The organism is Pseudomonas sp. UBA5568 (genome assembly GCF_002425525.1).
Taxonomy (GTDB): Bacteria; Pseudomonadota; Gammaproteobacteria; order Pseudomonadales; family Pseudomonadaceae; genus Aquipseudomonas; species Aquipseudomonas fulva.
Window position 1 is genome coordinate 205,847 of sequence record NZ_DIMK01000028.1, and the last position, 15,801, is coordinate 221,647.

At 62.1% G+C, this 15,801-nt stretch carries 17 protein-coding genes; 8 read left to right on the top strand and 9 right to left on the bottom strand.

Annotated elements, in window-relative coordinates:
- Positions 1 to 143: 143 nt before the first annotated feature.
- Positions 144 to 2,153 (top strand): DUF4034 domain-containing protein, encoded by a 2,010-nt coding sequence (locus tag B2S33_RS09680; RefSeq protein ID WP_110606422.1) that lies wholly within the window; start codon positions 144 to 146, stop codon positions 2,151 to 2,153.
- 35 nt (positions 2,154 to 2,188) lie between these two features.
- Here the strand turns inward: B2S33_RS09680 and B2S33_RS09685 are convergent, their stop codons facing one another.
- Complete coding sequence (locus B2S33_RS09685; RefSeq protein WP_027913405.1) at positions 2,189 to 2,446, bottom strand: accessory factor UbiK family protein; 258 nt, start codon at positions 2,444 to 2,446, stop codon at positions 2,189 to 2,191.
- A gap of 363 nt (positions 2,447 to 2,809) precedes the next feature.
- Here B2S33_RS09685 and glnK point away from each other — a divergent pair, with 363 nt between their 5' ends.
- The 3 genes from glnK (at position 2,810) to sutA (ending at position 5,374) form a co-directional block, all read left to right on the top strand.
- A complete protein-coding gene (glnK, locus tag B2S33_RS09690) occupies positions 2,810 to 3,148 on the top strand; it encodes a P-II family nitrogen regulator (protein WP_002555808.1) in 339 nt (112 codons plus the stop codon).
- 47 nt (positions 3,149 to 3,195) lie between these two features.
- Positions 3,196 to 4,527, top strand: a complete 1,332-nt coding sequence (locus B2S33_RS09695; RefSeq protein WP_023532646.1) for an ammonium transporter — start codon at positions 3,196 to 3,198, stop codon at positions 4,525 to 4,527.
- Between the two features lie 517 nt (positions 4,528 to 5,044).
- Positions 5,045 to 5,374, top strand: a complete 330-nt coding sequence (sutA, locus tag B2S33_RS09700; protein WP_023532471.1) for a transcriptional regulator SutA — start codon at positions 5,045 to 5,047, stop codon at positions 5,372 to 5,374.
- A 77-nt stretch (positions 5,375 to 5,451) separates the two neighbouring features.
- Here sutA and B2S33_RS09705 read toward each other — a convergent pair whose 3' ends face one another.
- Genes B2S33_RS09705 through lptM form a run of 6 tightly spaced genes read right to left on the bottom strand, consistent with a single transcriptional unit; the run spans position 5,452 to position 10,074 of the window.
- Complete coding sequence (locus B2S33_RS09705) at positions 5,452 to 6,147, bottom strand: HAD family hydrolase (RefSeq protein ID WP_028686763.1); 696 nt, start codon at positions 6,145 to 6,147, stop codon at positions 5,452 to 5,454.
- Positions 6,147 to 7,043, bottom strand: a complete 897-nt coding sequence (gene xerC, locus B2S33_RS09710) for a tyrosine recombinase XerC (RefSeq protein WP_027913407.1) — start codon at positions 7,041 to 7,043, stop codon at positions 6,147 to 6,149. The genes B2S33_RS09705 and xerC overlap by 1 nt, the downstream gene beginning before the upstream one ends.
- Positions 7,043 to 7,753 carry a DUF484 family protein gene (locus B2S33_RS09715; RefSeq protein WP_023532867.1) on the bottom strand — a complete coding sequence of 237 codons (711 nt, stop codon included), beginning with the start codon at positions 7,751 to 7,753 and terminating at the stop codon, positions 7,043 to 7,045. The genes xerC and B2S33_RS09715 overlap by 1 nt, the downstream gene beginning before the upstream one ends.
- A gap of 13 nt (positions 7,754 to 7,766) precedes the next feature.
- Positions 7,767 to 8,597, bottom strand: a complete 831-nt coding sequence (gene dapF, locus B2S33_RS09720) for a diaminopimelate epimerase (RefSeq protein ID WP_027913408.1) — start codon at positions 8,595 to 8,597, stop codon at positions 7,767 to 7,769.
- Positions 8,598 to 8,601: 4 nt separating this feature from the next.
- Positions 8,602 to 9,849, bottom strand: coding sequence for a diaminopimelate decarboxylase (lysA, locus tag B2S33_RS09725; RefSeq protein WP_028686762.1), 1,248 nt, complete (start codon positions 9,847 to 9,849; stop codon positions 8,602 to 8,604).
- Positions 9,850 to 9,858: 9 nt separating this feature from the next.
- A complete protein-coding gene (gene lptM / locus B2S33_RS09730; RefSeq protein ID WP_033694875.1) occupies positions 9,859 to 10,074 on the bottom strand; it encodes an LPS translocon maturation chaperone LptM in 216 nt (71 codons plus the stop codon).
- A 244-nt stretch (positions 10,075 to 10,318) separates the two neighbouring features.
- On the opposite strand from lptM, the gene cyaY reads away from it, so the two are divergent.
- From cyaY to rnk, 3 genes are all read left to right on the top strand, one after another.
- Positions 10,319 to 10,651, top strand: a complete 333-nt coding sequence (gene cyaY, locus B2S33_RS09735; protein WP_023532439.1) for an iron donor protein CyaY — start codon at positions 10,319 to 10,321, stop codon at positions 10,649 to 10,651.
- A gap of 1 nt (position 10,652) precedes the next feature.
- The gene (locus B2S33_RS09740; RefSeq protein WP_288650190.1) at positions 10,653 to 10,874 is read left to right on the top strand and encodes a DUF1289 domain-containing protein; all 222 of its coding nucleotides are present in this window, start codon (positions 10,653 to 10,655) and stop codon (positions 10,872 to 10,874) included.
- Positions 10,875 to 11,091: 217 nt separating this feature from the next.
- Positions 11,092 to 11,502 (top strand): nucleoside diphosphate kinase regulator, encoded by a 411-nt coding sequence (rnk, locus tag B2S33_RS09745; RefSeq protein WP_023532559.1) that lies wholly within the window; start codon positions 11,092 to 11,094, stop codon positions 11,500 to 11,502.
- Positions 11,503 to 11,534: 32 nt separating this feature from the next.
- Here rnk and B2S33_RS09750 read toward each other — a convergent pair whose 3' ends face one another.
- A complete protein-coding gene (locus B2S33_RS09750; RefSeq protein WP_288650191.1) occupies positions 11,535 to 14,390 on the bottom strand; it encodes a class I adenylate cyclase in 2,856 nt (951 codons plus the stop codon).
- 153 nt (positions 14,391 to 14,543) lie between these two features.
- On the opposite strand from B2S33_RS09750, the gene B2S33_RS09755 reads away from it, so the two are divergent.
- Positions 14,544 to 14,996, top strand: a complete 453-nt coding sequence (locus B2S33_RS09755) for a YaiI/YqxD family protein (protein WP_027913411.1) — start codon at positions 14,544 to 14,546, stop codon at positions 14,994 to 14,996.
- Between the two features lie 54 nt (positions 14,997 to 15,050).
- On the opposite strand, the gene elbB is transcribed toward B2S33_RS09755, so the two are convergent.
- Positions 15,051 to 15,710 (bottom strand): isoprenoid biosynthesis glyoxalase ElbB, encoded by a 660-nt coding sequence (gene elbB, locus B2S33_RS09760; protein WP_027913412.1) that lies wholly within the window; start codon positions 15,708 to 15,710, stop codon positions 15,051 to 15,053.
- Between the last annotated feature and the right edge of the window lie 91 nt (positions 15,711 to 15,801).

The following is a 15,801-nucleotide window of genomic DNA, read 5'->3' on the forward strand; positions in this document are numbered from 1 at the left end:
ATCATTTCTACCTGTGCACCGCCTAGAAATGGATCCAATAGTTTTGCGCAGCGGCCTTCTTTGGCTTAGTGTTGTTCAAGCAAACCACCGATGCCATGGGATGGCACCGCTTCGACCTTGAAATGGACTTGAGGTATTGCGCTGTGCAAACGCTCACCCACACCCGTGAGGTTATTCGCGAACTGGTTCAGACCAACGCGTTCGTCGAGCTCAATCGCTATTTCGATTCCCTGGAGGCTCGCTGGTACCAAGCGCCCCCGGGCGAGTTCCCGGCCTATCTCTCAGCCGTCGAGAGCCATCTGCTGGTCGACCCGGACCAGGGGGACAGGGCGCTGAGCCAAGTGCTTCGCGCCTGGATCGATGCTTGCCCCAGGGCCTATCACCCGCAGGTCGTCATGGGCTTCTACTGCCTTAGCCGTGCCTGCCAGGTGGACCAAGGCGGCGCCCGCACACCGGCACGCTGGCTGGCGATCGAGCAAATGTGCGAAACCGCCACTGCCCATTTACTCAGAGCCTTGGCCCGTTCGCAGCGGCCGGTCGCGGCTGCCATAGGCTTGCAGTTGCTCAGTGCCAGGTTTCGCGAGCCGGGCTGGCTGGTCGAGCTGTTCAATGAGCAGCCAGCCCGCTTCAGGCCCAGTACACATGCGGACGTGGAGGTGCAGGAGGCTGCCGCGCCGTATTTGGTCAGGCATGGCGTGATGCCTTTGGCCGAGCTGCCTCGGATGTTGCCCGATGGACTTGAGCCGCGCACAGAGCGCCAGGAGCCGCAGGCCTATTGGCTGAGCCAGGCACTGGCCGCACGGCCGGGCTGCTTCGAGGCCATCAAGGCCCACGCGTTGTATCTATTGCAGGACCGACGTGGGCAAGTCGAGTCCATAGAACGGTTGGTCAACATGCCGGCTTGCCGGGGCTGGAGCGAGCCGTTGCGCAACGCGCTGCGATGGATGGCCGTGGAAGCACGCTTGAAACGCCCAAGTGCCGAACGCCCAAGCGCAGTGGCCAAGTACCAGCAATTGTTCGAAGACTGGGCCGTGCGCCCACTGCGGCCTAGGGAGACTGCCGTATTGCTGGCATGGCGCGGTGCGTTGCAGGCGAGCGTTTGGGGCGACCATGACAAGGCACTGGCCGATTTTACCCAAAGCCTTGCATGCCCTGCCGACCTGGGCGGCATCCAGGCGCTGGGACCACCGCTTCGGCATTTGGTCATCACGGCTTTGACACGCAGCACTGCGCACGAGCAGGCACTGCTCAATACCGCGATTCTTCGCCTGAGCGATGGCCGCTCCCACGCCGCTGCCTGCGCGCTGCGGGCCGCGGGACATCACTTTGGCTTGTGGGGCCTGGCGCGCAGCGGCGATCAAGCCAAACGCTGGCTGACGATTGCGATCAAGCGCCAGCGGGCGGGTCAGGCTCCCGGCCTGAAAATCCTGGAACTGGCCCGCTTGCTCTGGTCCCATGATCGGCATGAGGTTGCCTACTATTTGCTTCAAGGCGGTGCCGAGCAAGCCCTGTCAGGTGCGGCGTTGAGCCTGTTCGAGCTTCACCAGGGTGAGTGGAGCGATACCCCTGGGCGATACAGGGACTGTGAAGTGGCTGAGCAATGGTTGCTGCGCGCCGTCCAGACAGGGAGTCGCCAGGCCAAATACCGGTTGGCCTGCTTGCAGATGCAAGGGGGGACGAACCTGGGTGATCGAGAAAAAATGCTCGAGGTCAGGCGCCTGTTGATAGACGCCCTGGGCAATGCTCAGACCAATGCCTGCGCACGGTTGCACCTGGGCATATTGCTGCGCCAGTTTGGCCAGCCGCGTGAGCGAGCCGAGGCGGTCGCCTACTTGCTGAGCTTGGTGGAACACCCGGACAGCGCTATTGCAGCACGTGCCAGTGCCGAGCTGGGGCTTGCCTGGATGCAGGGGCAAGGTACACGCAGGCAAAGCCGCTATGCAGCCATTGAGTGGGTGACCCATGCGGCGAGCCTGCGACCTGGCGACACAGCCATCGAAGACATTCACGCCGAAGTCCTCAATTCGCGCAACAGGGTACGGACGCTGTTCACGCAATACGGCGCCGCGTTGTTCCGGGGCACCCTACGCCCCAGCGAACTGCCGCCCAAACCTGGCCTGGATCGACCGGCCAGCAGGCTTGAAGCGCGCTGAAAGTCGATAGGAGGCTGGGTCACGCAGCTTTGGTGTCAGCGCTTGCCTTCCAGGCGCGCTTCGAGTTCTGCGACTTGTTGTTCCAGCGCCTCCAGGCGAGCCCGGGTGCGTGCCAGCACCACCATCTGACTGTCGAACTCCTCGCGGCTGACCACGTCGAGCTTGCTCAAAGCGCCTTGCATCAAGGCCTTGAACTGGCTTTCCAGCTCGGCCCGAGGCTGGGTGTTGTCGCTGCTGAACAGGCGCGAGGCCTGGTCGCTCAGGGCGTCGAGAAGGGCTTTGGGCGCGAGCATGAGGGTGTCCACCAGTGTCGAGAAATGGCGGCCAGTGTAGCACGCACCCTTGTGCCTCCCATGACGAGGCGGTGTTGCACGTTTTTCGCGCAAAGCCTGAACCAGCCTCGCACCGTATGGGTGCACAGGTTGAGTGCTGGCGATTAGCCAAAGCCGTAACGTCGGGCCAAACCCCTGATTTCGCTGGTGTTCACAGACCTGGCAAGGTTTCTGCAAAGTGCTAAGCGAGCCATGCACTGATGCAGTTCCTTGTGACCAGGCAGTGCGCATGCCGACGACGCGTTACAAAAGGCAACCGCTGCGCTTAGACTTGAGACGGGTTTGTTTTCCTGGGGCAAGTCCACCAAATCGGGAGAGAGTTTCATGAAGCTAGTCACAGCCATCATCAAGCCGTTCAAGCTGGACGACGTGCGCGAGTCACTGTCGGAAATCGGCGTGCAAGGCATCACCGTCACCGAAGTCAAAGGCTTCGGGCGTCAAAAGGGTCACACCGAACTGTATCGCGGTGCCGAATACGTGGTCGATTTCCTGCCCAAGGTGAAGATCGATGTTGCTATCGATGACAAAGACCTGGATCGGGTAATCGAGGCCATCACCAAGGCTGCCAACACCGGCAAGATCGGTGACGGCAAGATCTTCGTGGTGAATCTGGAGCAGGCGATCCGCATCCGTACCGGCGAGACCGATACCGACGCGATCTAAGCAGCAACACAAGCCTCACCAAACCCAACGCCCCAGGAGAAAACAACATGACTCTGCGTAAGATCGCAGGGCTAGGAGCCCTATTGTCCTTCGTCATGCCAGGGCTCGCCCTTGCAGAGGAGGCCGCGCCAGCACTCAACTCCGGCGACACCGCCTGGATGCTCACCGCCACGGCGCTCGTGCTGTTCATGACCATCCCAGGCCTGGCGCTGTTCTACGGCGGCATGGTGCGCTCCAAGAACGTGCTGTCGGTGATGATGCAGTGCTTCGCCATCACTGGCTTGATGAGCATTCTCTGGGTCGTCTACGGGTACAGCATGGCCTTCGATACCACCGGTATGGAGAAGGGCGTACTCAATTTCAACTCCTTCGTCGGCGGCTTCTCCAAGGCATTTCTCAGCGGCGTGACGCCTGACAGCCTGACCTCGGCCACGGCGCTGTTCCCTGAAGCGGTGTTCATCACCTTCCAGATGACGTTCGCCATCATCACCCCAGCCTTGATCGTGGGTGCCTTCGCCGAACGCATGAAGTTCTCGGCCATGCTGGTGTTCATGGGCATCTGGTTCACCCTCGTCTATGCTCCGATCGCCCACATGGTATGGAGCGGTGACGGTGCCCTGATGTGGGATTGGGGCGTGCTGGACTTCGCGGGCGGCACCGTCGTGCACATCAACGCCGGTATCGCAGGCCTGGTCTGCTGCCTGGTACTGGGCAAGCGTAAAGGCTACCCGACCACACCCATGGCACCGCACAACCTGGGCTATACGCTGATGGGTGCGGCCATGCTGTGGATCGGCTGGTTCGGTTTCAACGCAGGTTCGGCGGCTGCGGCCAACGGCACTGCGGGCATGGCCATGCTGGTCACCCAGATCGCCACGGCTGCCGCGGCATTGGGCTGGATGTTCGCCGAATGGATCGGTCACGGTAAGCCCAGTGCGCTGGGTATCGCCTCGGGCGTGGTCGCTGGCCTGGTTGCCATCACGCCAGCAGCGGGCACGGTGGGGCCGATGGGCGCGCTGGTCATCGGGCTGGCATCGGGCGTGATCTGCTACTTCTGCGCCACCAGCCTCAAGCGCAAGCTGGGCTACGACGACTCCCTGGATGCGTTTGGCGTACACGGCATCGGCGGTATCGTCGGCGCCATCCTGACCGGCGTGTTCGCAGCCCCGGCGCTGGGTGGCTTCGGCGCGGTCACCGATATCGGCATGCAGGTCTGGGTGCAGGCCAAAGGCGTGATCTTCACCGTGGCCTACACCGCCATCGTCACCTACATCATCCTCAAGGTCCTGGACCTGGTGATGGGGCTTCGGGTCAACGAAGAAGAAGAATCCGTTGGTCTGGATCTGGCGCAGCACAACGAACGCGGCTACAACCTCTAACAACGACGCTGCAGAAATGTGCCCGGCTCGCCGGGCATTTTTTCGTCTTGTGTTTAAGGTCGGCCTGATCAAGCGTGCGCGCAGGGGGCTGGCAAGGCGCTCACAAGCGGCACCTGCTGCCATTTTTTTTGATCACTTGCCCAGCATTTTCACATGCGCAAACGGTTTATCCCGTCTATTTGTGACACGGGTACAAAACTTACAAAAGTTGGGGCATTCATGGCGCTTTGCTTTTTCTGCGAGCGCGCTAGAATGCGCGCCGAAGGGTGCTGGAACGTACATTCATCACCCCTGCCGGCCTTTGCCAGGCTGGCTAAAAAGCGCGTGGCCCAGCAGGGGTCACAGGTTTTGTGCGGCACTGCCACGTGCAGGCCCACCCGGGTACAGCCGTCCGTCAGATGCGTTGGCCCAAAGGCCGTGGTCGAACCCACGGCCAGTGGAATTTTCACCAGAAGCTGCCGGTCTACGGCAGCACTGGTCTCTAACTAACCTGCTTTTGCACGTCATGAGGTAGAACATGAGCGACGACGATCTGGAAAATGATGACCTCGAGGTCGGTGATGAAGACGAGGCTGATGACGGCCTTGAAGCGGCTGCTGATGATGTTGCAGAAGACGCTGGCGACGACGACAGCAGTCCTGCACCCGCTGCCAAGGGCAAATCCAAGGCGGCTGTCTCGGTAGACGAGATGCCCAGCCTGGAAGCCAAGCAAAAGGAGCGTGATGCCCTGGCCAAGGCCATGGAAGAGTTCCTGTCGCGTGGTGGCAAGGTTCAGGAAGTCGAGGCCAACGTGGTCGCCGACCCACCCAAGAAGCCGGACAATAAATACGGCAGTCGCCCTATCTAAGCGATGCCTTCGAAAAACCCGCCGTCGCTGCGGGTTTTTTTATGCCTGGCTTGCACAGGGAGGTGCTGTCGGCAAGGTCATTGCCAGCGGGCGAGCACCTCGTGCAGGTGCGACAGGCGCTGAATTTCGGCGTCGGGTGCTTGCTCACCGGGCCACGCCTTGGCCTGGGGGTTGAACCAAACCGCGCGCAGCCCGGCGCGCTGAGCACCGGCAATGTCATCGCGAGGATGATCGCCGACGTGCACCGCTTCACTGGCAGGCACGCCGCTGCGGCGCAGGGCCTCTACAAACGGGGCCGGGTCGGGTTTGCCGATGCCCAAGTCCTCCGCGCACAAGGCGAAGCGGAAATAATCGGCCAGCCCCAGCCGGCTGACATCGGCATTGCCATTGGTGATGACACCCAGGGCGTAATGCTGGCTCAGCAATTCCAGCATCGGTTGAACTTCCGGGAATATCTCGACCTTGTGCCTGGCCTGCAAGAACACCTCGAACCCCAGCTCGGCCAGTTGCTGTGCCTGCATCTGGCCGTAGCCGACGTCTTCGAGGGCGCGGGTCAGCACGCGGCGGCGTAAGGCGCTGATGCGGTGCTTGAGCTCGGGCTCTGCCAGGACGATCCGTTCCCGGATGGCGAACAGATGTTCGACAGGCACATCGCCCAGTAACGGGGCATTGGCTTGAAGCCAGTCGCGCAGCACGACTTCGGCACTGGCAATGACCGGCGCAGTATCCCAAAGGGTATCGTCGAGGTCGAAGGTGATCAGCTTGATGTTCATCAGTCGTTGCCTTTGCTGCGTTTGGCCCTGGGATGGGCGCTGTCGTACACCGTTGCCAGGTGCTGGAAATCCAGGTGCGTATAGATTTGCGTCGTGCCGATGTCGGCGTGTCCGAGCATTTCCTGTACAGCGCGCAGGTCCTGGGACGATTCCAGCACGTGGCTGGCAAAGGAATGGCGAAGCATGTGTGGGTGCAGGTGCTGGCCCAGCTCGCGTTCCCCGGCCACCTTGACCCGCTGTTGCACGGCGCGTGGGCTGATGCGATTGCCTTGCCGGGTGATGAAGACGGCGCGATCCCTGGGGTTGCCGGCGCCGCGCAGGCGGTACCACGCCTGCAGCGCCTCCCGCGCCTTGCGCCCTACCGGCAGCACGCGGGCCTTGCCGCCCTTGCCCAGCACCTGTACCAGGCCACCGGCCAGGTCGACATGGTCGAGGTCAAGGTTGGTCAGCTCCGAAAGGCGAAGGCCCGAGGAATAGAACAATTCGAGAATGGCTTGATCGCGCAGGGCAATGAAATCATCGTCCACGCCGCCATCGAGCAGTTGCAAGGCACGGTCGGTGTCGAGCACCTTGGGCAATCGACGCTCCCCCTTGGGGGCGCTCAGGCCATTGGCAGGATCGTGCTGGCAGATCTTTTCGCGGTTGAGGTAACGGTACAGGCCCCGCACCGCCGATAGCAGCCTGGACAGGCTGCGCGAAGACTGGCCCTGGTGATGCTGGCGCGCGATCAGCTGGCGCAGGTGTTGAATCTGCAAGGCTTGCCAGCCACCAATAGCCTGCTCGCTGCAGTACGCCATGACCTTCTCCAGGTCCCGGCGGTAGCCCACAAGCGTGTGCTCGGAGACCTGGCGCTCATTGCGCAGGTGTGCGCAGTAAGCTTCCAGCTGGCGCTCCATCAGCGCACCGGGCGCAGGCTTTGGCTGACGCGGGGGACCACACGGCCCAGCACCTCGGCGATATAGCTCAGGAACAGCGTGCCGACACTGCTCTTGTAATGCTGCGGGTCGCGGCTACCAATGGCCAGCACCCCATGCAGCCCCTGGTGCTCCAAGGTCGCCACCGCGCTGGAGCCCACGTCGCGGCGTTGCTCCTCACCGAACAGAAACGCCAGCTCGTGCTCGCGCAAGCTGCCGCTGACGGTCTTGCCGCTACCGAGCAGCGGGCCGATCGCTTGCTGGGCTTCGGCGTTGCTGACCCAGCGCCCCACCGGCGCTACGTTGTCGCCAAACAGGATCAGGCTGACGAAAGGTACCTGGAACTCCTGACGCAGGCTGTCTTCGACGACCATCACCACGTCTTCCAGCGTGGTTGCATCGAGCAGGTCCAGGATCAGGCGTCTGGTCTTGTCGAACAACCGATCGTTGTCGCGGGCCACGTCCATCAACTGCGAAAGGCGGTGGCGCATCTCGATGTTGCGGTCGCGCAGCAACTTGAGCTGGCGCTCGACCAGCGAAACACTGTCACCGCGCTGGTGGGGAATGTGCTGCTCGACCAAGAGCTCATCATGCTCGGTGAAAAAGGTTGGATGAGCACGCAGGTAGGCGACCACCGCTTCGGCATCGAGCTCAGCGGCCTGCTGGGGTATATCCTTGGGGTGATCGGTCATGACGGTTACTCGCTTAGAATCGAACCTGTCCTTCGTAGACGCGTACGGCCGGGCCGGTCATCACCACCGGCTTGCCTGGCCCGGCCCACTCGATATGCAAGCGCCCGCCCGGCAGGTCAAGTGCGACGGGCGAGTCCATCCAGCCTTGGCTGATGGCCGCCACGGCAGCTGCACAGGCGCCAGTGCCACACGCCTGGGTTTCCCCAGCACCGCGCTCCCACACGCGCAAGTTGCCGCGATGGCGGTCAATGACCTGCAGGAAGCCGGCATTGACGCGCTGGGGGAAGCGCGGGTGGTGTTCGATCTTCGGTCCCAGCTGATGCACAGGGGCGCTGACCACGTCGTCCACGCGCAGTACGGCGTGAGGGTTGCCCATGGACACCGCGGCAATCGAATGCACCTGATCGTCTACCTCCAGCGGGTAGCTCACCGACTGCTCGTCGGCGACGAACGGGATGTCGGCAGGGACGAAGCGTGGCGGACCCATGTCGACACTGACTTGGCCGTCGTTCTGTACGTCCAGAACGATGATGCCGCTCTTGGTTTCCACGCGTATGCGCTTCTTGGCGGTCAGGCGCTTGTCGAGCACGAACCGCGCAAAGCAGCGTGCCCCGTTGCCGCACTGTTCCACTTCGGAGCCGTCGGCATTGAAGATACGGTAGCGGAAATCGACTTCCGGGTTATTCGGCGCCTCGACGATCAGCAACTGGTCGAAGCCGATGCCCGTGTGGCGATCGCCCCACTGCTTGGCGTGCTTGGGCTGGATGTGGGCGTGCTGGCTTACCAGGTCCAGGACCATGAAGTCGTTGCCCAGCCCATGCATCTTGGTAAAACGCAGCAGCATGGGCTTACTCCGGTAGCAGGCTTTCGCCAGCGTACAATTCGGCGATGGTTTCGCGGCGGCGTACTTCGAAAGCCTGGTCGCCGTCGACCAGTATTTCCGCACAACGGCCACGGGTGTTGTAGTTGGAGCTCATCACGAAACCATAGGCGCCCGCTGACTGAACGGCCAGCACGTCACCCTCGGCAAGGTTCAGAACCCGGTCCTTGCCCAGGAAGTCGCCGGTTTCGCAGATCGGGCCGACCAGGTCATACGGGCGACCTTCGCCTTCACGCGGCTTGACTGCACAGATGCCCATCCAGGCCTGGTACAGGGCTGGGCGGATCAAGTCGTTCATGGCCGCATCGATGATGGCGAAGTCCTTGTGTTCGGTGTGCTTGAGGTACTCCACACGGGTCAGCAGTACGCCAGCGTTGGCCACGATGTAGCGCCCCGGCTCGAATACCAGCGCCAGGTCCCGATCGCCCAGGCGCGCGCGGATGGCCTGAATGTAATCGGCTACCAGCGGTGGTTCTTCGTCGCGGTAGCGCACGCCAACCCCGCCACCCAGGTCCAGGTGACGCAGGTGGATGCCGCACTCAGCGAGGCGGTCGACCAGTACCAGCAAGCGGTCCAGCGCATCGAGGAAGGGCTCCACGGTGGTCAGCTGCGAACCGATATGGCAATCGACCCCGACTACGTCCAGGTTGGGTAACTGAGCGGCCCGCACGTAGATGGCCTCGGCATCGGCGATGGCGATGCCGAACTTGTTTTCCTTGAGCCCGGTGGAAATGTACGGGTGGGTACCTGCATCCACGTCCGGGTTGACCCGCAGCGAGACGGGCGCAACCTTGCCCATTTCGGCGGCCACCTGCTGCAAACGCTCCAGCTCATCGGTGGACTCGACGTTGAAGCAATGCACGCCCACTTCAAGCGCGCGACGCATGTCTTCGCGGGTTTTGCCCACGCCGGAAAACACCACGCGGTCAGCGCGCCCGCCGGCAGCCAGTACGCGCTCAAGTTCGCCACCGGAAACGATGTCGAACCCTGCACCCATGCGCGCCAGTACATTGAGCACGCCCAGGTTCGAGTTGGCTTTCACCGCGAAGCAGACCAGGTGTTCGCAACCTTGCAAGGCATCGGTGTAGCTACGGTACTGGGCCTCGATGTGGGCACGCGAGTACACGTAGGTGGGGGTGCCGTGCCGCTCGGCGATTGCCGACAGGGACACCCCTTCCGCGAACAGTTCACCGTCGCGGTAATTGAAGACGTTCATCCGATTCCCTTACTGCTCAGGCGACTGCTCAGGCTCGGACTGCAGCGTGTCTTGCTGCTCCTGGGTCTGTGCTGACTTGGCTTTGGTCTGGTGCTGGTGCGCCGAGTGGGCGTCTTTGCGGTCCTTGCCGTCATCGGGCAGGTACAACGGGCCTTTCTGGCCGCATGCAGAAACGAGGCAGGCAACAGCGACCAGCGCCGCGAGGGAGGAAATCAGGCGCTTCATGGATGAAATCCTTAGAAAAATGCAGTATTGAGCCCGAGTATACCGAGCGACCGGCGGCTTGCCTATGCAAGTACCGGCCCGCCGGGCAGGCTATTCTGGGTGCCGACCCGCACCTGTTTGCCGTCAGGGCCGCGTTGCAAGCGAAGTGGCCTGCAAGGACCCTGGCTAAACCTTTGCATTCATCGGCAAGCGCCCGTATCGTGCCCGGCTTGCCTGTCACGCCGCCAATTTCGAGGTTCCTGCAATGAGTTTGAGTGAAGCGCGTTTCCATGATCTGGTCGACGCTACCCAGCAGGCGCTGGAAGACCTGTTCGACGAAAGCGGGCTGGATCTGGACATGGAGAACTCCGCTGGAGTGCTGACCGTGAAGTTCGAAGGTGGAGCCCAGCTGATCTTCAGCCGCCAGGAGCCTCTGCGCCAGCTGTGGCTGGCCGATCGGTCCGGCGGCTTCCACTTCGACTATGACGAAGAGAGCGGCAAATGGGTGTGCGAGAAGAGCGAAGAGCTGCTGGGTGAAATGCTTGAGCGCATCGTGTGGGAGCGAGCCGGCGAAAAGCTGGATTTCGACGACATCTGACATGAGCACTGCACCCGTTCGGCCCCCCAAGCCGCTTTACAGCAACGTCAGCCCAGCGGTGCCATCGCCGTGCATCAGCATCTGCCGCCTTGACGAACAGCGCGTGTGCACCGGCTGTCATCGGCATGTTGAACATATCCGCGAATGGCGCTCTGCCGATGATGAGCGCCGTCGGCAGATCTGCCGCGAGGCCACTGCGTTTCGCGACCTTAAGGCACACTGATAGCAAGGGCTTGAGTATTTGCCCCGCTGTGGTAGTGTCGGGGCTTGCGTCGATGACGCCAAAGCATTCGAAAACCCCGCCTTTGGGCGTAATGCTGGTCACTTAGGGCTGCTCTGCAGCCCAAACACTCTCAAGTGAACAGCACTACGCGCATAGGGCGGGGTTTTGCTTTATCTGTGCATCGAAAACTGCCTGTTCAAAGGAGTCTGACTGGATCATGAGCACCAAGCCTTCCCTTATCCTCACCCGTTTGGATGTACAACGTCTGGAGCGTCTGCTCGATAGTCTCGACGAAAGTACCCCTGGCGTGCTCGCGCTCAGCGGCGAGCTCGACCGCGCCGAGCAGGTGGTGGGGCATGATGAGGTGCCGGCAGGTGTGGTAACCATGAATTCGCGCGTGCATTGCCGCGAGCTAGCCAGTGGCAAGGACTACCATTTGACCTTGGTCTACCCCAAGGATGCCGGGCCAGACGGCAAGGTCTCGGTCCTGGCGCCCATCGGCTGTGCCTTGCTCGGGTTGTCGGTGGGTGAGCAGATCGACTGGCCGGCGCCAGGGGGCAAGACCCTCAGGCTAGAGTTGCTGGAAGTCGAGTATCAGCCGGAAGCGGCGGGCGATTTCGACCTGTAGTGCTTTCAACGCACCTGTGGCGTGGCCAGTGCCTAAGCCTGGCCAGCCAGCACCTGCTGTAGCCCTTCATTCAAGGCCTGCTCAAGTGTCCGCTTGTAGTTCAGGTAAACCTGCGTCGTGGCCTGGCGGCCATCGGGTAACCCGGAAACATCCAAGTCGGTGATGTAGCACCGATACAGGCCTGAACTTCGCCGCTGGGCGATGATTTCTCGTGCCACCACGCCATACAGGCTCGGCCCATGGTCGAGCTCGGAGAACTCCTGTTGTTCGCAGAACAAGGTCACGTGCGTGGCACCGTCGGTGTCGGCTTGAATCATGGCCTGGACGTCGTAGTAGGGCTGCACGTTCCCCGCATCCGGTGCCGCCCTCTGCTCCAGGCCCCGTGCCCTGGCCGATCCAGACCCAAGCAGCTGCGCGTACACGATGTCCAGGCGTGCTGCTTGCCTTGCACCATAAGGCAACTGCGCCTCGCGTCGGCGCAAGACCGAAGCCAGAAAGCGGTGCAGCGGCAGCAGAAGGTGAGGTTCGTCCTGCAACGGCACGCGCTGGTGCCACAAAGCGTTGCATTCATCCAGCACGTAGAGCTCGGCCCAGCTGTCGAACAGTCGATAGAAGACCTGGACGCAGTCGCGGCGGCCTTGCTCGAGCACAAGGCCCACATCGGTGTCCGGCAGGGCATTGGCATCCAGGCACACGGGGCTGTAGGTACTGCGCTCCTGGCCCATGAACGTGAGTAGCGCATCATGGTCGTCAAGGCTCGTGAGGACGACCTTGCCCTGGAGCCACTCCAGCACATGAACCTGGTGCGCCACCTGCACCAGGTAACGGCCAGGAACGTCCTGTGCGTGCAACTGCCGCGCAGTCTGGAAGAGCTCGGCCACACGCTGACTGATGGCCTGCGCCCGGTGCTGGGCAAAGCAGTGCGCCCGCACATTGGGCCAGCCGCCTGCCTGTTTCGGCAGGTTGATGAAATCGCGCAGGCATCGCATCAGCGCATGCTCGCCGTCGTACCGATGTACCAGCACCTCGTTCCAGGAGTTGACCGTGACCTGGTCCACTGTCAATACCAGGTTTTCCCGCAGGCCACCGTAGCTGAGCGAGTCGGTACGCTCGGTGGTCAGCAGGATATCCAGCTCACGGTGGTGGGGCAGGGGGTCAATGCCCACGTTGATCAGCAGCAGCACATCGTCGGCGACGCTTGGCTGCAACAGGCTCACCTCGCTGACGGCGGGCAGCGGCAACACGATGAGCTGCTGCAGGCTCGCGAGCAGGCCCTGCAATTCAGGCTCTTTCAGATCGCTGATACCCGGATGAAGCGCCAGTCGTGTATGCCTGTCTATCACGCCATTGCAATGGGCCCAGACCAACAGCTCCACAAGGTGCCAGCAGCGCTTGATCGGGTTGGCGAGTTCCATTTCATGGCCATGCAGATTGCCGCTGTAGAGTGCCCAGGGGTGGCCACCTGGCGCTCTGCGGCTGGGTGACTGGGCCAGCGTCACAGTTTGCTCGGCCAGGTCGCAGGCACGGTCGCTCTGGAGGATTTCCACCTTGTCCGCACGGCGCTCGAATGCTGCCTGCAATCGCCGTCCCAACAGGTTGAGCTCGCGCAAGTCGGCGCGGCTGGTCGCGTCATGTGTGCGCGCGAACTGCACCAGGAACCGGTAGCTGCGGCTGAGCTCGGCCACCCGTTCTCGGCGCTCCAGGGTAACCTGGTGCACGCCCCAGCCAGGGCGACCATCGAGCAGGGCCAACTGCGCGCCTCCCCATCCCCACTCGTCGGTCAGGCTGCGCAGCAGGCGGCGTTGCCAGCCTTCGGCGCGGCCCTGTTCGCTGAGCTTGCTGTTCACTTTCAGGTACAAGCTGCGCCGCACCAGTTCCAACCGAGCCTGCTCACGGCGTTGCATCAGGTAGCGCTCGATCCGTCGGTAGACCATGACGTAAGGATCGAGACGGTCAAGGTCGAGCTGATTGGCGAAGACCGCTTGCTTGTAGTCCAGGCTCAGGCAACGCACGGCGGGGTATTCGCTGGCATAGGCTTCGGTCAGCAGCAACTTGAGCAAGGACTTGTGAGGGGCATCGATGCCCTTGAACAGCTGCCAAAGCCCGGCGCCGACGAATTCGTGGCCTGGGATCTGCGCCAGGTGACCCAGGTCCAGGGCTTCCCCAGGGCGTACGAAACGCTTTGCCAGCAGGGCCTGGGCGTAGGCCGGGTAACCGTTCTCCTGGTCGGGCGGCACCAGCCACCACAGCGGCGTCCGCCCTGCCAGCCAAAGGGTCGTGCGGTAGAACTCGTCCAACAGAAGATAATGCTGCGTAGTGCCGCAATCATCGGTGCCGAGTTGGCCTGTGCGCTGGCCTTGAGCGAACGCCTGGGTGTCAATCAGAAAGATGTGCGTATCGGCGCCCTGGCTCGCGGCCCAGGTTTCCAGCAACTGGCATTTGCGCTGTAGTGCCTCCAACGCTTCGCGCTCCAGGTCGCTGGTATGGCATACCCATACATCGATGTCGCTGTCCTCAGCCTGGGCAAGCGTGCCCAGGCTGCCGATTAGAAACAGCCCGTCGATGGGGCGTAGTGAGGTGTTGTCGCGGGCTTTGTAGCTGAAGGCGCGTGCCAGGCGCTGAGCTTCGAATACCTGATCGGCGCTTGGCTCGAAGTCGCAGATGCCTGCCGGCGTCGTCGACGAAACATAGCCGGGCAGTAGCGGATGATTTACATGGAACAGCACGGGCAGCACCGTCAGGACCTGCTGCTGGCGGGGGGACAAACCGGCCATTGCTCGCTGCAGGCGGCCTGCGTTGATCTGTAGGTAGCGCCCACGCAAGTTGGCCAGCAGCTTACGGTCGATCCCGTTGTCCAGGTCCAGTTGGATCTCGTCGGGACAATTCATTTTGCGCTCATCAGTCCGCTGAAGCTGGGGCGAGTGTAGCCTGAACGGTACGGCTCACACAGGCTCATTCAGTTCTGGGGCTATTTGCGCGAGTTCCTGCAACCTGTCGGGGTAGTGCATCATGACTGGCTAAATGACAACGTGAGGTCAATCATGCGTGTTTGGATCGATGCCGACGCTTGCCCCAAGGCTGCCAGGGACCTGATCGTCAAGTTCGCCCTCAAGCGCAAGTTCGAAGTGGTCATGGTCGCGGGCCAGGCGGTGGCAAAGCCAGCATTCGGCATCGTACGACTGATCGTGGTACCCAGTGGCATGGATGCGGCCGACGATTACCTGGTCGAGCATGCCGTACCCGGCGAGTTGGTCGTCTGCAGCGACGTGCCTCTGGCCGACCGGCTTGTGAAGAAGGGCGTAGCGGCGCTGGACCCGCGCGGGCGCGAGTTCGACGAGCGCAACATGGGCGAGCGCCTGGCTACGCGCAATCTGTTCACCGAGCTGCGTGAACAAGGCCAGTCAGGTGGCGGGCAGGGGCCTTATGGGGATCGCGACAAACAGGCGTTTGCCAATGCGTTGGACCGGATCATCGCTCGGCTGTCGGCGCTTTGATAGCCAATGGAGCGCCAATCGCCTGGTCAGGCGCTCCAGCCGGGCAAGCGGCGCTTACTCGTGGGTCAGTTCCAGCACCCGATCAACCAGCTTGTAGATCCCGCCAGCGGCTTCGCTGATGGTCTTTGCCGACATGTAGGCAGGGGTGGTCACCAGTTTGCGCTGCGGGTCCTCGACGATGTCGTGCACGTCGCATTCTTCGTGGGTACCGCCCATCTTGACGACGGCCTCGGCGGTGTCGGCGTCGTTGCCGATGGTGCAGACCACGCCAGGGCCATAGATCTTGGCAGCCAATGCAGGCGAGATACAGATCAGGCCAACTGGCTTGCAGGCGGCGGCGAACGCCTCGGCCAACCCCAGGACATCCGGATTGACAGTGCAGTCTGCGCCTTTCACGGCAAAGTCCGAGAGGTTCTTGGCTGCGCCAAAGCCGCCCGGTACGATCAAGGCGTCGAAGTCCTCGACGCGCGCCTCACGAATGTCTTTCACATCGCCACGCGCGATACGGGCAGATTCCACCAGCACGTTGCGCGACTCGGGCATTTCTTGGCCTGTCAGGTGGTCGATGACATGCATCTGTGCGATGTTCGGTGCAAAGCACTGCACCTGCGCGCCGCGTTGGTCCAGGCGCAGCAAGGTGATCACGCTTTCGTGAATTTCTGCGCCGTCATAAACGCCACAGCCGGAAAGAATCACCGCCACTTTTTTTGTCATGCTCATTACTCCAGGTCGAAGCGCTTGATACCCGTCAGGCTGGCAGCGCGGCGCAGTGCGGGATGGTCCATGTCTGTTGGAGTGTGCACAG